Origin of the sequence: Castellaniella sp., assembly GCF_004321985.1 — a bacterium.
Classification (GTDB): domain Bacteria; phylum Pseudomonadota; class Gammaproteobacteria; order Burkholderiales; family Burkholderiaceae_B; genus Castellaniella.
Window position 1 is genome coordinate 17,983 of sequence record NZ_SCQN01000045.1, and the last position, 18,034, is coordinate 36,016.

At 63.5% G+C, this 18,034-nt stretch carries 14 protein-coding genes; 8 read left to right on the top strand and 6 right to left on the bottom strand.

What is annotated here, in order from left to right:
* Nucleotides 1–4: 4 nt before the first annotated feature.
* Nucleotides 5–1,021 carry an ABC transporter substrate-binding protein gene (locus tag EPN31_RS10875; protein WP_291773054.1) on the bottom strand — a complete coding sequence of 339 codons (1,017 nt, stop codon included), beginning with the start codon at nucleotides 1,019–1,021 and terminating at the stop codon, nucleotides 5–7.
* Between the two features lie 307 nt (nucleotides 1,022–1,328).
* On the opposite strand from EPN31_RS10875, the gene EPN31_RS10880 reads away from it, so the two are divergent.
* The 5 genes from EPN31_RS10880 (at nucleotide 1,329) to EPN31_RS10900 (ending at nucleotide 6,300) form a co-directional block, all read left to right on the top strand.
* The gene (locus EPN31_RS10880) at nucleotides 1,329–2,501 is read left to right on the top strand and encodes an extracellular solute-binding protein (RefSeq protein ID WP_291773056.1); all 1,173 of its coding nucleotides are present in this window, start codon (nucleotides 1,329–1,331) and stop codon (nucleotides 2,499–2,501) included.
* Nucleotides 2,502–2,575: 74 nt separating this feature from the next.
* Nucleotides 2,576–3,655, top strand: a complete 1,080-nt coding sequence (locus tag EPN31_RS10885) for an ABC transporter ATP-binding protein (protein ID WP_291773058.1) — start codon at nucleotides 2,576–2,578, stop codon at nucleotides 3,653–3,655.
* Complete coding sequence (locus EPN31_RS10890; RefSeq protein ID WP_291773060.1) at nucleotides 3,652–4,524, top strand: ABC transporter permease; 873 nt, start codon at nucleotides 3,652–3,654, stop codon at nucleotides 4,522–4,524. The genes EPN31_RS10885 and EPN31_RS10890 overlap by 4 nt, the downstream gene beginning before the upstream one ends.
* Before the next feature lie 3 nt (nucleotides 4,525–4,527).
* Nucleotides 4,528–5,394 (top strand): ABC transporter permease, encoded by an 867-nt coding sequence (locus tag EPN31_RS10895; RefSeq protein WP_291773062.1) that lies wholly within the window; start codon nucleotides 4,528–4,530, stop codon nucleotides 5,392–5,394.
* A 3-nt stretch (nucleotides 5,395–5,397) separates the two neighbouring features.
* The gene (locus EPN31_RS10900; RefSeq protein ID WP_291773064.1) at nucleotides 5,398–6,300 is read left to right on the top strand and encodes an aldose 1-epimerase; all 903 of its coding nucleotides are present in this window, start codon (nucleotides 5,398–5,400) and stop codon (nucleotides 6,298–6,300) included.
* A gap of 110 nt (nucleotides 6,301–6,410) precedes the next feature.
* On the opposite strand, the gene EPN31_RS10905 is transcribed toward EPN31_RS10900, so the two are convergent.
* A complete protein-coding gene (locus tag EPN31_RS10905) occupies nucleotides 6,411–7,601 on the bottom strand; it encodes a mandelate racemase/muconate lactonizing enzyme family protein (protein ID WP_291773067.1) in 1,191 nt (396 codons plus the stop codon).
* 203 nt (nucleotides 7,602–7,804) lie between these two features.
* On the opposite strand from EPN31_RS10905, the gene EPN31_RS10910 reads away from it, so the two are divergent.
* The 3 genes from EPN31_RS10910 to EPN31_RS10920 are packed head-to-tail and all read left to right on the top strand — an operon-like array spanning nucleotide 7,805 to nucleotide 11,671.
* Entirely contained in the window at nucleotides 7,805–9,373 is a 1,569-nt protein-coding gene (locus tag EPN31_RS10910) for an aldehyde dehydrogenase (NADP(+)) (RefSeq protein WP_291773070.1), read from the top strand.
* 2 nt (nucleotides 9,374–9,375) lie between these two features.
* Entirely contained in the window at nucleotides 9,376–10,725 is a 1,350-nt protein-coding gene (locus tag EPN31_RS10915) for an enolase C-terminal domain-like protein (protein ID WP_291773072.1), read from the top strand.
* 43 nt (nucleotides 10,726–10,768) lie between these two features.
* Complete coding sequence (locus EPN31_RS10920) at nucleotides 10,769–11,671, top strand: DMT family transporter (protein ID WP_291773074.1); 903 nt, start codon at nucleotides 10,769–10,771, stop codon at nucleotides 11,669–11,671.
* Here EPN31_RS10920 and EPN31_RS10925 read toward each other — a convergent pair.
* The 4 genes from EPN31_RS10925 to EPN31_RS10940 form a co-directional block, all read right to left on the bottom strand.
* Nucleotides 11,649–12,140, bottom strand: a complete 492-nt coding sequence (locus EPN31_RS10925) for a GAF domain-containing protein (RefSeq protein WP_291773076.1) — start codon at nucleotides 12,138–12,140, stop codon at nucleotides 11,649–11,651. The genes EPN31_RS10920 and EPN31_RS10925 overlap by 23 nt on opposite strands.
* A 37-nt stretch (nucleotides 12,141–12,177) precedes the next feature.
* Entirely contained in the window at nucleotides 12,178–13,809 is a 1,632-nt protein-coding gene (locus tag EPN31_RS10930) for a copper resistance protein CopC (RefSeq protein WP_291773078.1), read from the bottom strand.
* 104 nt (nucleotides 13,810–13,913) lie between these two features.
* Nucleotides 13,914–16,436 carry a YbcC family protein gene (locus EPN31_RS10935; RefSeq protein ID WP_291773081.1) on the bottom strand — a complete coding sequence of 841 codons (2,523 nt, stop codon included), beginning with the start codon at nucleotides 16,434–16,436 and terminating at the stop codon, nucleotides 13,914–13,916.
* Entirely contained in the window at nucleotides 16,433–18,031 is a 1,599-nt protein-coding gene (locus EPN31_RS10940) for an NADH-quinone oxidoreductase subunit L (RefSeq protein WP_291773082.1), read from the bottom strand. The genes EPN31_RS10935 and EPN31_RS10940 overlap by 4 nt, the downstream gene beginning before the upstream one ends.
* Nucleotides 18,032–18,034: the final 3 nt, after the last annotated feature.

An 18,034-nucleotide genomic window follows, 5' to 3' on the forward strand; every position in this document is an offset into this window, starting at 1 on the left:
AAGATCAGTTGCCGTTCAAAGACGCCGACACCGGCAGGAAATAATCCGTCCATTTCGCGGGCTTGACCTTCAGGATGCCGACCTTGTGCATGTGCTCGGCAAACTGCATGGATCCAGCGGGAGCAAGCCCGAAATCCATCATGCCGGGCTGCTTGAGCAGGTCCATCAGTTCGTCCACGCTGGTCTTGTCGCCGCTCAGTTCCCGATAGATTTCCACCGATTCACGCGTATGGCCCTTGATGTAGTCCACTGCTTGCTGGGAGGCTTCCAGGACCGCCTTGATAATCTTGGGGTTGGCGTCCGCGAACTTGGTCGTGGTGAACAATGTGGACTGTGACAATCCACCCTTCACGATGTCAGCCGAGCGAATGACGATGTGCGCATTGGGAACCGACTTGAGTTCCCGGTAGGAATATGGCGGCGCCCCGAAGTGGGAAGTGACCTCGCCCCGAGGATTGGCCAGCATGGCGGCTGCGTCCGGGTGCCCCAGCTGCACGGTGTTTGCATCCAGTCGCGACCATTGATCCGCCCCAAAGAGCTGTGCGCTGGCCATTTGCAGCAAAAGTGCCTGCGTGGAGACGCGCACGGTCGGCACGGCGATCTTGTCCTTCGGACCGTAGTCCTTCAACGAATGGATCTTCGGGTCGCGCGTGACCAGGTCTTCCGGCAAGGCCGAATTAGTGGCGATGCCCTTGACCTTGCCCTTTGTGCGGTCCCAGAGCAGCAGCATGTTTCCCAACCCGCTGTTGACGATCTGGACGTTGCCCGAGAGCAGCGCATCCGTTGCCGCTCCGCCCCCGCTGAACGTACGCCAGGTGACCTTCAGATCGGGGACGCCGTTCTTGGCGGCGGCCTTGGCGATCAGGCCCTGCTTCTCCATGACGAGCGCGGGCAGATAAAGGATGCTCGGCTGCTTGGTGATGGTGATTTCGTGTGCTTCCTGGGCCTGAACCGACAGCCCTGAGAACGTTGCGGCCGCACAGAGCAGCGCACCCAGACCTATCCGCGATACGAATTTCATAAGGCCTCCGAGTTATGTTGTCATACGACGAGATACTCTAGAACCGGGGCCATGAGCCGACTATTAGGGAATGTACTGATCTGATCTAGATATTGATTTTTATTATTATTAATCAGTTAGTTATATACACAAATTCCTCTTTCGATCGACCTGGAAGCTACTCCTTTTAAGAAAAATATTGCGCTTCGTCAGAATCAGCTTATATGATGACTTATAAGGAAGGACCCACGGGGCATCTGCACATATAGACCCATTCCAAATGGTCACTTCCTTCCGCGTACCAGTGAACCTCACTAGGAGACACTCCATGAATCGCATCAAACAGTCCCTGCGGCTGGGACGATTGTCCGCGCTTGCAGGCGCCGTCACGCTAGCCTGCTCGGCCACAGTCGCGCAGGCCGCGCCCGTCGCACTGAACGTCGTGGACGTGGCGGGCGACCTCGCCGTCACACAGAAAGCACTGGAAGCCTTCCGCGACCAGAATCCGGACCTGGTGTCCAGCATGACTTTCACGAATGCGCCGGCACCACAGTTGCCCGGCAAGATCAAAGCCATGCAGAACGCCAACCGCGCTGACATCGACCTGGTGCTCACCGGTACGGACGCGCTGGCGGCCGGTATCGAGCAGGGGCTGTGGATCAAGCTGCTGCCCGACCACGAAGATCTGTTCAAGGCAGACGTCGCCAGCTACCATCCGGCGGCCGCGAAGATGCAGAAGCTGGCTCAAGGCTACGGCCTGGAAGTCGCTTTCATGCAGTCCGGTCCTTTGCTGGAATACAACCCCAAGACCGTCAAGAATCCGCCCAAGACACCCGAAGAGCTGCTGAAGTGGTGCCAGGCCAATCCCGGCAAATTCCTGTATGCGCGCCCCGCGAACTCGGGACCAGGACGCACGTTCCTGATGGGTCTGCCCTACCTGCTGCACGACAAGGATCCCTACGATCCCATCAACGGCTGGGACAAGACCTGGAAGTACCTGAAAGAACTGAACTCCTGCGTGCCATACTATCCGGGTGGAACCTCGGCCATCATGAAGGAACTGGGTCAGGGCAGCCGCGACATGACAGTCACCGTCACGGGATGGGACATCAACCCGCGTGCGCTGGGCATCGTGCCAGAGGACTTCAAGATCCAGGCATTCGACAACTTCACCTGGGTGACCGACGCCCACTACATGGTGATCCCCAAGGGCGTTTCGGCCGAAAAGCAAAAGGTTCTGTTCAAGCTCATGAACTTCATGCTGCAGCCCAAGCAACAGGCCATGACGTATGACGCCGGCTACTTCTACCCCGGCCCTGCCGTCGACCACGTGCCCCTGTCGGCCGCACCGAAGGAAAGCCAGGACATCATCAACCGATACGGCCGCCGCGAATACGCTTCGCTGACCGCGAGCCGCCCCAGCGCCGTGCCGCTGGACGCCAAGGCGATGGTTGCCGCGTTCCAGAAATGGGACAACGAAGTCGGCGCCCTGAAGAAGTAAATCTGGCGTGATACACCGTTCGCGCCCCCTCCGACAGGAGGCGCGAACGGCCCGCATTCTCTGGATATTGCAACATGAACGAATCCTTCAAGCAGCTCCGCCTGGATGCCGTGGGCCGCACCTATCCCACCGCCTCTGGATCGACCGTCGCAGCCCTGAGCGATCTCAGCCTGGACATCCAGCGTGGCGAATTCATCGCTTTGCTGGGGCCCTCAGGCTGCGGCAAATCCACCGCGCTGAATTGCCTTGCGGGGTTGACGGAGCTGACGTCGGGCAGCGTCTGGCTGGATGAAACCCGGATCGATGTCCTCCCCCCGGAGCAACGGGGCTTCGGCATGGTTTTCCAGAACTATGCCCTGTTTCCTCACATGAGCGTGGAACGCAACGTCGGCTTCGGCCTGCGAATGCGGGGTGTGCGCAAGGACGAAATGGCCAGACGCGTGGCGGCCGCCCTGTCTCTGGTACAGCTCGAAGGCCATGCCAAGAAGCTCCCGGGCCAGCTTTCCGGCGGCCAGCAGCAGCGTGTGGCCATTGCCCGCGCCATCGTGATTGAACCGCCCGTCATCCTGATGGACGAACCATTATCCAATCTGGACGCGAAGCTTCGCGTGGAGATGCGCGCCGAGATCCGCCGCATCCACACACAGCTGGAGCGCGCCACCATCTATGTGACCCACGACCAGGACGAGGCCCTCTCCATGGCCGACCGGATCGTGGTGATGCGCGCTGGCAGCGTCCAGCAGGTCGGCACTCCGCGCGAAGTCTACGGCCGCCCGCGCAATCTGCATGTGGCCCGCTTCATGGGGTACCGCAATGTGATGCCCTTCGACGTCGCGCAGCACGAGGGCGAGACGCTGACGCTGCAATCCGGACAAGTAACCCTGCGGGGCACGTCCATGGCCGTCCCCACAGGCACCGCCAACACCGCAGTGGCCATGCGTCCGGACGATTTCGAACTGGCTGGCGACCACGCGGACAACAGCCTTGATGTTGCCGTAAAAACCCAAGAATTCGGCGGCCGCACCTCGCTGCTCATCGTCAGCAGCGCCATCGGCGATCTGTTCGTGCGCCTGCCCGGCCATTTCGAACAGGGTGACCGTCTCCGGCTGCACATTCCGGCGGACCGCACACTGGCCTACGCGGAGACGCCATGAGTGCCGCCGATTCCGTGCTCAGGCCCGGAGACCGACGGGGCTGGCTGGCCGCGCCGGCGGTCCTGGTGCTTCTGGCGCTGTTCGTGTACCCCTTCCTCTATGGGGTGGTGATCTCCTTCCACCCAATGAACGGCGGCCACTTCTGGTCGAATTACGCGCACTTCTTCAGCACCGCCACTCAATGGGGGACGCTCTGGATCACCTTCAAGCTGGCGGCGCCGGCCACCCTGATCAACGTGGCGATGGCCGTCCCCGTCGCTTTCGCCCTGCGCCGGAACAGCCGCTCGCAGCGAATCGTGACGACTCTGCTGGTCATCCCCATCACCCTGGGCACCGTGCTGATCGCCGATGGCATGCTGACCTTTTACAGCCCGTCGGGCTGGTTTCCGCAGATCATCCACGCGCTGGGCCTGTACAGCGGCGAGGTCCGATTGACCCATAATTACTGGGGCGTCCTGATTTCGCTGATCATCTCGGATTTCCCATTCGTCTTTCTGCTGACGCTGTCATATATATCGGGAATAGACCCCACGCTGGCGAAGGCAGCCGGCACGCTGGGCGCGGGCGCCTGGCAGCAGTTCCGGCTGATCTACCTGCCCCTGCTGGTGCCCGGCCTGAGCATGGCCGCCGCCCTTTCGTTCGTGCAAACCTATGCCGTGTTCCCATCGGCCATCCTGCTGGGCGCGCCTGCAGGACCCACCCGCGTGATTTCCATCGCCGCCTACGAGGCTGCCTTCGAACAATATGACTACGGCATGGCATCAGCCATTGCGATCGTCATGGGCTTCGTGCAGCTGCTGATCGTAGGCGCCATCTTCGCATTCCGCCAGGCGTTCTACACCGGCCCGGCGACCAGTGGCAAGGGGTGACACATGCCGACACTCAATCAATATGCTCCGAGAACCGCGAGGCGGTGGGGCTGGCTATGGCGGGTGACGATCTGGACCCTGATGGGGTTCTTCCTGCTGAATGTCGTCTTCATGATTCTCACCGTGGTCGTGGACTCGGTCGCGACCCGCTGGTTCGGCACGCTGCTCCCGGAAGGCTTCACACTGCGCTGGTACGCCCAGGCCTGGAATGAATTCCAGCTTTCACACATCCTCATCGTGACCCTGGAAGTCGTGGCATCCGTGGTCACCCTCTCCATCCTGCTGGGCGTGCCGGCGGCGTATGCGCTCGCCCGGGCGAAATTCCCCGGCAAGCGGCTGGTCATGCTGCTGATCCTGATCCCCATGCTGGTCCCCTCGGTCACCTACGGCATCCCGATGGCCACCGCCTTCTACCAGGCGGGGGTCGGTGGAACGCTGCTGGGGGTGATCCTGGCGAACCTGGTTCCCGCACTGCCTTTTGTGATCCTGGTGATGACACCCTTCATCGAGCAGATCGATCCCAGCCTGGAATCGGCCGCTCGCATCTTCGGCGCACGGACCTTCCAGTACTTCCGCTTCGTGCTCATGCCGCTGCTGGTGCCCGGCATGCTGGCTGCGGGCCTGCTGGTCCTGGTGCGCACGATCGGCCTGTTCGAGCTGACCTTCTTCACGGCCGGACCCGATTCGCAGACCCTGGTCGTCGCGCTGTACTACGCGGTGTTCTCGTCTGGCGTGCGCGCGCCGCAAGCCATCGACGCCATGGCCATGATGTACATGGCGATCACTCTGATCTGGGTGCTGATCGCGCTGAAATTCGTGAGCCCCACGCAACTGGTGAGCCGCGTGAAGGAAGCTCCGCGCGAGGCCTGAACCATGCCGTCCCTGTACGATGCCCGGATGAACGCAGCACCCGACACCTGTCTGACGCTGCGCCACGGGCCTCATCAGGCCCGCATCGCCCCGCTGGCGGGTGGGCGCATCCTGAGCTGGTCCACGGCGTTGCCTGACGGCCAACGGGACTGGCTGGTGCCCATCACCGCAGAAGGCTGGCCTGCCCACACCTGGCCCAAGGGAGGGATTTTCCCACTGGCACCGTTTTCTAACCGGGTACGGAATGCCCGACTGCACTGGCAGGGGCGCACCATCCCTCTGGAGCCGCTGCCAGGTACCCCCCACGCCCTCCATGGCCAGGCCCAAGCCATGGCCTGGAACGTCACCGATGCCGGCGAAGACCATGCCACATTGACGCTGTCCCACCCCGCAGACCTGGGCGGCTGGCCCTGGGCTTGGCATCTGCGGCAGACGATCGGGCTGACCGACTCGGGCTTGCAGATCGGTCTGACGCTGGAAAATCAAAGCGCCACCGTCATGCCGACAGGACTGGGCATCCACCCCTATTTCACGGCGCAGAGCGTGCATCTCGCGGCCCGCACCCGCTGGGCGCACGAGCACGAGCTCGCGCTAGCCCAGGAGGAGAACCTCGAATCACACTGGGCCCGCTCGGCGGCAACCTGGACCGAATTTCTCTCGGATTGGGCTGGAGAAGCCTGGCTCCATTGGCCTCAAGGCCCTGGGCTGCGCCTGCACACCCGGGGGCCGTTGACCCATCTCATCCTGCATTGCAACGAAGGACGCTACCTGTGCGTCGAACCTGCGACCCATGTCTGCGATGCCGCCAATCTGGCCGCAAGGGGCATCCCGGGCACGGGAATCCAGGTCCTTTCACCCGGCGAAGTGCTGGCTGTGGAAATGGCGCTGGACGTGCAGCCAGGCTGACGGACATCCGGCGCTGGATCACACCGCCGGGTCGGTATGCAATTCACGATCCGACGGCTCAAGACGCCGAGCGCATGGGCGCCCGGTATCCGAGATGAGCCTCGCCCCGTTCAGGGGCGCTTGCCGCACTCGAAGGTTTCTTTCGTCCAGGCGACCGCCTGGTCGCTCAACGTGAAGCCCAGCCCCGGCCGGTTCGGCACCAGCATGCGGCCGTCTTTCATGACCAGACGCTCGTTGAACAGCGGTTCCAACCACTCGAAGTGTTCCAGCCACGGCTCGCGCGGGTAGGCGGCAGCCAAGTGCAGGTGGATTTCCATCGCGAAGTGCGGCGCCATGCTCAAGCCATGGTAATCGGCCAGCTGCATCACCTTCAGGAACTCGGTGATCCCACCGACGCGCGGCGCATCCGGCTGCACGAAATCAGAGGCCCGCTTCTCGATCAGGTCGGCATGCTCGCGGAAGCTGGTGAGCATTTCACCCGTAGCGATTGGTGTGTCCAGGGCCGCAGCCAGCGCGGCATGGCCGTCGGCGTCGTAGGCGTCCAGAGGCTCCTCGATCCAGGTCAGGTTGTACTGTTCCAGAATGCGGCAGATACGCGCAGCCGTGGGACGATCCCACTGCTGGTTGGCATCCACCATGAGCGGGAAGTTGTCGCCAAGCTTCTTGCGCACCGCTTCCACACGCTGCAGATCCACGTTGCGGTCGGGATGGCCGACCTTGATCTTGATGCCGCCCAGGCCGCGCGCCAGCGACGCATCGATGTTTTCCAGCACCTGGGGCAAGGCCGTGGACAGGAACCCGCCGGATGTGTTGTAGAGGCGAACCGAATCGCGATGTGCACCCAGGAGCTTGGCCAGCGGCAACCCGGCACGCTTGGCCTTCATGTCCCATAGCGCGACGTCGAACGGCGCAATGCCCTGAGCCGACAGGCCGCTGCGCCCGACCGAGGCCGCCGCCCAGCTCAGCTTGATCCAGAGGCGCTGGATGTCGTTGGGGTCTTCGCCCAACAGTTCGTGGGCGATTTCCTTCCCGTGGGCATACATGCCCGGACCGCCGGCGCGCTTGGAGTAAGCAAAACCCAGGCCCTCATGACCATCCCGCGTACGAATCTCGGCAAAGATCATGGCGACTTCGGTCAGCGGCTTCTGGCGACCCGTGAAGACCTTGGCATCGCTGATGGGCGTCGCCAGCGGCAAGAACGCGAGCGACAGCTTCACCCAGACGATACGGTCACCTTGGCCGTCGGCCGCCAGGGCCTCGCCCAACTGGAAGGTGGACTGGGCGGATTGAGGGGTAGACATGCGGATACTCTCCTTCGGGGACGATACGACAAGACGAATTTCTCAGAACTACGTCATCGTACGACAACTGAATAATCTGGCGCAAGAATCATCACTGTCCAGCCAACATATAATGACTACGCCTCACCGCTCACAGATTCTTAGTTGTATGATAACCCGCTAGAAAGCTGCCTCGTCCACTCATTCAGATCGAGAATTCGCCCATGACCATTACCGGTACCCAACTCATCGGCCACCAGGACATCCCTGGAACTGGAGCCCAATTCCACGCTGTCGACCCGGTAACGGGCAAGACCCTGCCGGTCACCTGGCAAGGCGCCGATGCCGGTCAGGTCGATCGGGCCGTACAGCTCGCGTTGGCCGCCTTCCCCATCTATCGCGAGACCACGCTGACCCAACGGGCAGACTTCCTGGAGGCCATCGCCCAGGCGATCCTGGATCTGGGCGACGAACTCATTACCCGCACCATGCAGGAGACCGGTCTGCCCCGCCCCCGCCTGGAAGGCGAACGCGGGCGCACGGTCAACCAGCTGCGGCTGTTCGCCCGCGTAGTGCGCGACGGCGACTGGCTGGACGCACGCATCGACCATGCGCAGCCCGACCGCAAGCCGGCGCCGCGCAGCGACATCCGCACCCGCCACATCCCGGTCGGTCCGGTGGCCGTCTTCGGTTCCAGCAACTTCCCGCTGGCATTTTCGGTCGCGGGTGGGGACACGGCCTCGGCGCTCGCAGCTGGCGCCCCGGTCGTCTGCAAGGCGCACCCGGCCCACCCAGGCGCTTCCGAACTGGTTGGCCAAGCCATCCGCAGCGCCGTCCGGCAATGCGGCTTGCCCGAAGGCGTCTTCTCTCTGTTGGCGGGTCCGGGCAACGATCTGGGCATGGCGCTGGTCGGCCATCCGGGCATCCAGGCGGTCGGGTTCACCGGATCACGGCGCGGCGGCGTGGCGCTCATGCAGGCGGCCGCCCGGCGCCCCGTCCCCATTCCGGTCTACGCCGAAATGAGCAGCACCAACCCAGTCTACCTGCTGCCCGGCGCGCTCGCCGCCCGCGTGGATGACATCGCCCAGAAATTCGTCGTGTCGCTGCTGGGCAGCGCGGGCCAGCTGTGCACCAATCCGGGGCTCATCATTGCGCTGGATGGCCCAGACCTCGATCGCTTCGTCAATCTCACAACAGCTGGCGTCCAGGCGGCTCCGGCGGCTACCATGCTCACGGCCGCGATCGCACAGGCCTATCACAGCGGGGTCTCGAAACTGGCGGCGCACCCGGGCGTGGAAACCCTGGCACGCGGCCAGAACGCCGATGTCCCCGCACCCTGCCAAGCCAATCTGGCCGTCACAACGGCCCAGGCCTTCCTGGCCGATCCCGAAACGCTGGGCGCGGAAATCTTCGGCGCCAGTTCGCTGGTGATCCGCTGTGCCAATACCCAGGAGTTCCTGGCCATCGCACAGGCCATCGAAGGCCAACTCACGGCCACGCTGCATCTGGAACCCGGCGCCGACGACGCGCTGGTATCCATGCTGCTGCCGACCCTGGAAGTGAAAGTCGGCCGCATCCTGGCCAACGGCTTCCCGACCGGCGTCGAAGTCTGCGACGCCATGGTGCACGGCGGCCCCTTCCCGGCGACTTCGGACGGTCGCACCACCTCAGTGGGCACGCTCGCCATCCGCCGGTTCCTGCGTCCGGTGTGCTACCAGGACATACCCGACAACCTGCTGCCTGCGGCGCTGCAAGCCGCCAACCCCTGGAACATCCACCGAGCGGAACGCTGATCATGTCGCAAGCCGAACATTCCGGTGCCAGCACACCCCTGGTCACCCAAGTCACCGTCGTGCCCGTTGCCGGGCAGGACAGCATGCTGCTGAATCTCAGCGGCGCCCACGGCCCCTACTTCACTCGCAACATCGTGCTGATCCGGGACAGCGACGGGCATCAAGGCATCGGCGAAGTCCCTGGCGGTGAACCCATCCGCCACGAAATCGAACGCTTGGGCCAGCTGATCATGGGTCAGCCCATCGGCCATTACAACGAATTGCTGTCACACTGCCGCGAGTCCACGCTGGGCCAGGAAGACGACCGGCGCGGCACGCAGACATTCGACCTGCGCACCGGCGTGCATGCAATCACGGCACTGGAATCCGCCCTGCTGGACCTGTTCGGCCAGCATATCGGCGTGCCGGTCGCCAGCCTGCTCGCCGAGGGCCGGCAGCGCGACGCGGTGGAAGTACTGGGGTATCTGTTCTACGTGGCTGACGCCCGCAAGACCACGCTGGGATACCGCGAGGAGCCCGACGCCGACAACGACTGGTTCCGGCTGCGCAATCAGGAAGCCCTGACTGCCGAGACCGTGGTGCGCCTGGCAAAGGCCGCACGCGACCGTTATGGCTTCCGGCACTTCAAGCTCAAAGGTGGCGTGCTGGCGGGAGATGCGGAAATCGAAGCCGTCACGGCGCTCGCCGAACAGTTCCCGGACGCCAACATCACGCTGGACCCCAATGGTGCCTGGTCTCTGAAGGAAGCAGTCCGGCTCTGCCGTGACCAGCACGACGTGCTCGCCTACGCCGAGGACCCCTGCGGCGCCGAGCCGGGCTACTCAGGACGCGAAGTCATGGCGGAATTCCGTCGTGCCACCGGCCTGCGGACCGCCACCAACATGATCGCCACCGACTGGCGCGAGCTCTACCACGCCATCCAGGCACAGGCCGTGGACATCCCGCTCGCCGATCCGCACTTCTGGACCATGCGCGGCTCCGTCCGCGTCGCCCAGCTGTGCCACGAATGGGGACTCACCTGGGGCTCGCATTCCAACAACCACTTCGATGTCTCGCTGGCCATGTTTACCCATGTGGCGGCCGCTGCCCCGGGCCACATCACAGCCATCGACACGCACTGGATCTGGCAGGACGGACAGCACCTGACCAAAGATCCGCTGCGCATCCAGGACGGTATGATCCGGGTGCCCGACACCCCGGGCTTGGGCGTGCAGATCGACCCCGACCGCCTGGCCAAGGCCCATGAACTTTACCAATCCAAGGGCCTGAACCGCCGCGACGACTCGATCGGCATGCAGTTTTTGATCCCGGGGTGGAAATTCAACAACAAACGCCCGAGCCTGGTCCGTTAAACTTCAACTTTCAGCTCCCTGCCGCCGGCAGCCGCGCGTTGTCATGAGCAACCCCATCCGCACACAGAACTGGCAAGGCCCAGCTCTGATGTGCGTCGCCAGCCTGTTCTTTGCGCTCCTGGATACGGGAACCAAGTATCTGGCAACCAGCCACCCGCTGATGCAGATTGTCTGGCTACGGTATGTGGCCCAGACACTGGCCATTGTCGCGATCTTCACACCGCGCATGGGGGTCCGGCTGTACGATGCCCACAGCTTTGCACTGCAAGGCTTTCGCGGCCTTTGCCTGTGCAGCGGTAGCGTGCTTGTGATCAATGGCCTGGCCCGACTGCCGCTGGCGGAGGCCACCGCCATCGTGTTCGTGGCGCCCGTGATGGTCACCCTGCTGTCGGGCCTGCTGCTGAAGGAAAAGGCACGGACCATGGACTGGGTGGCCGTCGCTTGCGGTTTTGTGGGGGTACTGATCATCGCCCGGCCGGGCGGCGGGCTGCTCACCTGGGCCATTCTGTTTCCACTCGGCGCAGCGACGACCAACGCCATCTACCAGATCGTCACGCGCCTCTCGCGCCACTCCGAAAACGCCGCGACCAGCAACTTCTATACCGGCCTGGTCGGCGCCCTGGTGCTGATGCCGTGGGGAATCGGCGAATGGGCGCCAATGCCCCTGTTCGACCTGTTCCTGATATTCGCTCTGGGTACCGTGGCGGCGGTCGGCCACCTGACGATCACCTACGCGCTGCTGCGCGCATCCGCAGCCAGCCTGAGCGCCTACAACTATTCACAGATCGGCTGGGCGACGCTGCTGGGCTGGGGAGTCTTTCTGGCGATCCCCGACCCCATTGCGTGGATCGGCATACTGGTCATCGCGCTCGGCGGCGTTCTGTTATCCGTGCCCCGCCTCATGCGCCTGGCGGCGACGATGGTCAGCCGTTTGCGTGCGCCATGAACGCACGGCACAGGGCTTCCATGCCCTGACGGTCTTCGTCATCGAACCGTTCCGTGACGAAACTGTCGCAATCCCAGACTCCCAGCAACGTGCCGTCCGTACGTACCAGCGGTACCACGATCTCGGACTTGGACGTCGAGTCGCAGGGAATGTGGCCCGAAAACTGGCTCACATCCTGAACCACCTGAGTCTGGCGGGTCTGGGCGGCAGTGCCGCAAACCCCCGCGCCAATGGCAATGCGGATGCACGCAGGCTTGCCCTGGAAGGGTCCCACCACCAGCTCCTTGCCATCATACAGATAGAACCCGGCCCAGTTCATCCGGGGCAGGCTGTGAAAGACTAGCGCGCTGAAGTTCGCGGCATTGGCGATCAGATCGGGCTCGCCCGAAATCAGGCTGCGGGCCTGCTCCACCAGGTCGGCGTAGTGCTCCGACTTGGTGGCATAAGTGTTCGAACTCAAGGCAAACATGAGAAACGTCCAAGGTCAGTCATCAAAATCATCACCTTCAGGGGCGTCCGACCGGCGCACCGAGAGGCGCCGGTCCCTTCGGCAGTGTCACAGTCCCCTGCAGCGTGACCTGCTTGAAGTCGCCGACCCACACGTCCACCTGGACATGCCACTGTCCGGCAGCGGACAGCGCCGGCAAGTCCACCCGCCAGCGCCCATCGGGCTGGCGTAATGCAACGTATTCGACGGGCTCCACCCCTGCCCCCGGGTTACCCAGGGTCAGGACGACGCGCTGCGGATTCAGCGGCACACCGTCAATGGAAATCACCTCGATCCGCCATGGACCCGCGGCCAGCCGGGGCAATTCAACCAGCGCCCGGACCGCGCGATTCTCCAGGGCGACGATGGGGCCCGACGGCTCATTGACGACGGCCTGATCGTGGGGAGGCGGCGCAAAGTGCCAAAGCGAGACGACGCTGAGAAGGCCCGCAGCCAGAATGAGCTCCGTCCCGAGTCCACGTCTGGCGCGTGCCCGCGCCTGGAAGGACTCGCGCAGTTCAGGTGCCGCCAATCGCCACCGATTGCGGACTGCCACGAAGAACAGCACAACTGCCAGTATCAACGTCGCCAATAGTACATTGCCGTAATTCGTATGGAGTAGGCCCGAGACACGGCCCAGCCGCAGGAAGCCCAGCACCAGACCACTCAGAATCAGCGGCAGAGCAACCAGCAAGACCCACGCGAATGGATTCAGCGCCAGACCTGGCCACCTTTCTGACGGACGCCGAGCGTCCGGCCTGGCCGGAACCTGCGCGTGCAGCAGCCGATACAACGGCAGCAGCGTGCCCACCCAGATCATGGCAATCAATACATGCAGGACCACCAGCGGGCGCGCAACCCATGAGTACGCTCCGGCGACCTGCCCGCCTACGGCCAATGCCACACCCGGCAACAACACGCTGGCGAGCGCCCACAGCCACAGCAATCCGGTGCGGGTCACTCTCAACGAGACGAGCCCCGCCAAAAACCCAAGCGCCATGAGCCCCAATGTCAGCGCATGAGCGCTGGACAGCGCCACCCGCCAGGGCGCCATGCCGAACAGCGCCGTCCAGGGAACGTCCAGCAGCTCCATCCCCCACAGCGCCAGATCAACGAGTAGCAGCACGAGCCCCAGAATCGCCGGCAGCCGCACCCAGCCCTGTTCACAATTGCGAAACCGGATATGGAACAACGCCGCTCCACCGACCGCAAACAGACACAGATAGATCAGCCAGCGAGTCAGCCAGATCGCAGCATCGCGCGCAACGGACGTCTGGGCCAGCACCGAGGCGGGCGGTTGGCTGATCGTGCCAATGGAATATTCCAGCAGGCCCCGCACCGGATGACCATCTCGCGACAGTACGCGCCAGTTCAACACGTAGGTCCCCGCCCCAGCCGTGCTGCGGGGAAGCGCCAGACGCAGGCCATTGTTCTCGTCGGCCTGCACGCCGATGTTCAGAACGTGGCCGCTGGGGTCGAACAGCCGCAGCGTCGTCGCCTGTATCGGTTCGTCGAACCTCAACACGATTTCCTGAGGCGCTTGCGCCAGCACCGCGCCCGCCGCCGGAGATGTAGCCACCAGCACCGCGTGGCCAAAGGCCACCTGGGACCAAACAAAAAGACAGCACGCCAGGGTAATCAGCGTTTTCAAGACAGGCAACCAAATGCGGGGGGACTTGAGTATAAAGCGGAAATCCGCCCGGCCGCTGACGCCGAGCGAACCCCGCAAACATTGACGTCACGAATCACTGCGGTTCACACCTCGAGGGGCAGCCAGCGGCCCTGTTCATAGCGCTGAAGTTCGTCTCCCTCATGACGCCACAGCAGCATCCAGCCGTTGTCACACAGCTGGCCCAGCACGGCGTTGCGCGCCACGATGCTTTCGATGGACGCCGCAGGCGCATCGATGACGACTGTCAGGCGAACGGGCTGATGGTACCAACCCTCGCCGTTGTGCAGCGACTGCTTGGGCAGTCCTATGCGAAGATCACCACCGTTACCCTCGAAGACGCCAACGTGACCGTCCACGACGTTGTGCAGCACCTTGTTCCCGGACCCATAGTGCAATGGATCACAGGTCGAGGCGTGATATTGCCAGGAGAGCCAGTGCGTGACCAGCATCGGCCCCATCATGAGTTTTTCGAGTACGGTCCCGTCCTCATCGAAGCGTGCATCGTAGTCGTGAAGATAGGTGCGGCTGAGCACCCTGTCGCGACTGCGGTCACGCGGACCAATCATGAACGCCGCATTGCGCGTCAGTCCCCACTCGGGCCGCGTCTGGGAACCGTCATTGGCTCTGCGCCGGAAGGACGTCAGCAACGCCCTCTGATCCAGAGCCTCGTCCATATGCAGTGCCGGGGCACGCTCACGACGGATACGGTCGCCGGCCTGCACAAAAACCTGCTCCATCATTTTCCAACGGGCTTGCGCCTGCGGTGGCAGAAGGTCCAGGTCGAAACCCGTCACCTCGTCGGTGGTTGTGACGTGCAACGCCCCCATGAAGACCGTGTCGTCGGGGATTCTGAGCCCGCGCCGACTCAGGCCTTCCCGCACCCGGGCGTCGTTCAGCAAGAGTGCCAGCGCCCGTGCATTCGCTTCGCCGGGACGCCCATAGCAAGCTCCGCAGTCCAGCGTCGAAGCGTGAGCGTTGTTGGTGCAATGCCCCGCATGGCCGCACAGCACGACCAGCGGAGCCAGACGATCATCCAGCCCCATCGTGTGCAAAATGCCCGCCGCCAGCTCCACCTTCTGTTCATCGTCGAGCCCGACAACCATGGGACGACAGGGGTCCGTGGAAGTACTCGGCAAGCCAATGCGGTCCTTGTCGACACGCGGTCCGGCGGGCGGCCGAATCCAGTGCGCGATCTTGCCCAGATAGCCCGCACCGGCAGCCTCGACGAACGAAAAGGTCGTACTCGACCAGCGCACGGTTCCAAGCCACTGGTCGACGCGGGCCAGCCGCTTCCAGCGAACCGCACGAGCCCGTGCGGATCGTGCGTCGCCCTCAGCGGTAGCCTGCCCGGTCGCCGTCACGACATCCTGCACCGCGATACTGGGAAAGGCGAGCCCGGGCAGCTGCGGCCTGTGAATGTCCGTACCCAGCAGGTTGTACCGCATCGGAAGCCCAAAAAAGCCCGCGAAGGCCCGCGTCTCGACATCGGGCGAAATCGCCTCCAGCGCGCGGCGCATCCGTTCACTGCGAGTGTCGATGCAGAAGACGGCCTGCACTTCGGGCCGCCGCAACGGGGCTGGCGCCACACGCGTGCGCAATTTCTGCACGAACTCACGCTGGTAGCTGGCCTCGAGTGCTTCCTGCCACAATTCGTCGGCCACCAAAGCAGCATCCGCTTCATCGACCCGCCGGTCGAAATCGCGCCAGTTCGCATCGAGCTCTGCCACGGCCACCCGCTTCCTGGAAGAAGGCACCGCGCAAGCGAGCAACGCTTCCCACGCCACCCGGCACACCAGGAGTTCCCGCAGGCGCGGGTCATCCTGCCCCGCCGGGATATTCTGCCAACCTACGTAGGCGCACCAAGAGGCCCAGCCATTGATCGACAGCAGCAGCGCCTCGAAGTAGTCTTCCCAGGCCGACGCGCTCAATGAAAGCTCAGACAGCGCCCAATGCAGCGCCTCTCCGGAATCCACCGGCAATTCGCGCAGCTGCCTCGCAAATCCAGCCAGACCCAGCATCGAACTCAGGCCATGGTCACCAACCATGCTCTCGCGCCAGAAACCATACAGGCTCCGGCTGCCCGCGGCACGCCAGTCGGCCTGGTGACGGTCGAAATACGCTGCACAGGTCTGGCTCATCTGGAAAACGATGGCGGCACGCCAAGGCCAGCGTTTGTTCCGCTGCACCTTGTCGTCGAGCAGATCCACCAGAAGAGGTTCGCGACGGATCGACGCGCCGCCCGCGAGCCCGGCCACGCAGTCCTCGGCGGCCAGGGAGCAGACCTCGCGGGTGGCGTGAACCTTCAGCGCCACATCCAAATCAGCGGGCAAAATGCGCCCGGCTTCCCATTCCTGCAAGATGTAATCGCGGGACGGAAAGACGTGAAAATCGCCCAGCACAGCCAGCCGCGCCGCCACACGGCGGATCGGCTTGTCGATCCGCCGCCAGTGCGGGTTGACTGCGACGGCCTGATCCAAAGGCCACGCAGGCATGATGCTGGCACACGCACGGGCCAACACGCCCTGCAGCAGCGCATCATCGAACCCGGTGGAGGTCCCGGCTGGCTCGGGACTGACGGCGGTCATTGCAAGCATCGAATCACTCATGGTTTCCAAGGCCCGCTCAAAGGTTCGGAAAGGACCCAGGGAGCGGACGTGGTCTTGCTGTCCGCCCCTGCCCACCGAGCAGGCCACAATCTCAACACCCAATGGGTGTAACCCTCATCCATGTAAAAGCCCGCATACACCCAGCGGCGCACGACGACGACCGAACGCGGCCAGAGCTGGAACGCGGCCATCTCCAGATACATTGCCCCCATCCCGATCAAGGCAACGATGCCGGCCGCATCCAACGGATCATTGCCGGCCCCGACCGGCATATGGTCCATGATGCTGGTCACCAGCGTGAGGAAGGCGGCCACCACCACTGCGGTCGTCACGCGTACCGCGACAATGCCGGTGCGATCGGGGATCGCCTTGGGAACCCACAAGAGCGGCGCCCACGCGAGCGCCAGCACGGCGCTCCACCACCAGGGCCAGGCATGACCGTTCACGAAAGACTGAAGGGTGAACACGATGATCAGTGCAACAGGCACCGCGATAATCATGCTGAAGCTTGAATTTTCGAACGTGCCGGTGATGAGCTTGCGATTGCTCTCTTCGACAGCACTGGAGGCATTCAGGAAATTGTGCGCCTTGTACAGAGAATGGCCCAGCAAGTGCAGCGCGGCAAAAAGATACAGCCCCAAGCCGCACTCGAGCACCATGAATCCCATTTGTGCGATCGTCGACCAGGCCAGATGGACCTTCTGGCTGACCCGCGTCAGCAGCACCAGTCCGGCCACCACAGCGGACACCAAGCCGAACACCACCAGCAGCCAGCGCGCCCCGAGCGATACCCCGAGCAAGGGCGCAAAGAGCACCAATACATAGCCGCCCAGATTGACCACGCCCGCGTGCAAAAGAGCGGATACCGGCGTCGGAGCCTCCATCACCTGTACCAGCCAGCCGTGGACCGGCATCAGCGCCGTGCGCGCGATCACCGCAAGCGCCAGGCATACGCCGCTCCAGGCAAGCGCAGTGGACGCGTGACCGGCCTCAATGTATGCCCACAAGTCAGAGAACGAACCACTGCCAACCTGTGTCCACGACAGAATGGCCGCCACAATCAGGAGCACGTCGGCCGCGCGGTCCGTCACCATTTTCTTGTGCGCCGCGAGCAGCGCGAACGGCCGATCCCTGTAGAAGCACAAGAGATAATGCATGGCATATTCAATGGCTGCCCACGCCGCAATCAGGACGACCCAGTGATTCGCAAGCAACAGAAAATGGACCGAAGACAACACGGCCGCCAACGCTGCGATGTAGACCGCCTGACGGGGCTCGCCCTCGAGGTGGCGAGATGAAAAAGTCCCGATGGCCACGCCAAGCAGCTGCACCAGGAGGCTGACCCAGGCGCCGAACAGGTTCGCCGCCAACCAGCCATCCGCGCCCGCCCCCACGGGGGCGTCCGCAGACACAGGCAACACCTGTGTGACGAGCGCAACCAGTGAAAAGACCAAAGCAGCAATCGAAAGGCCGTTGAACCGTCGCCACAAATTCCGCACCGGCGTACGGTCGCTCCAGACACATGTGGCCGCAACCAGCATGAGGAGCGCGGGCACCAGCGCAAACGCAAAATTCAGAACGTACGGTGAACTCATCAC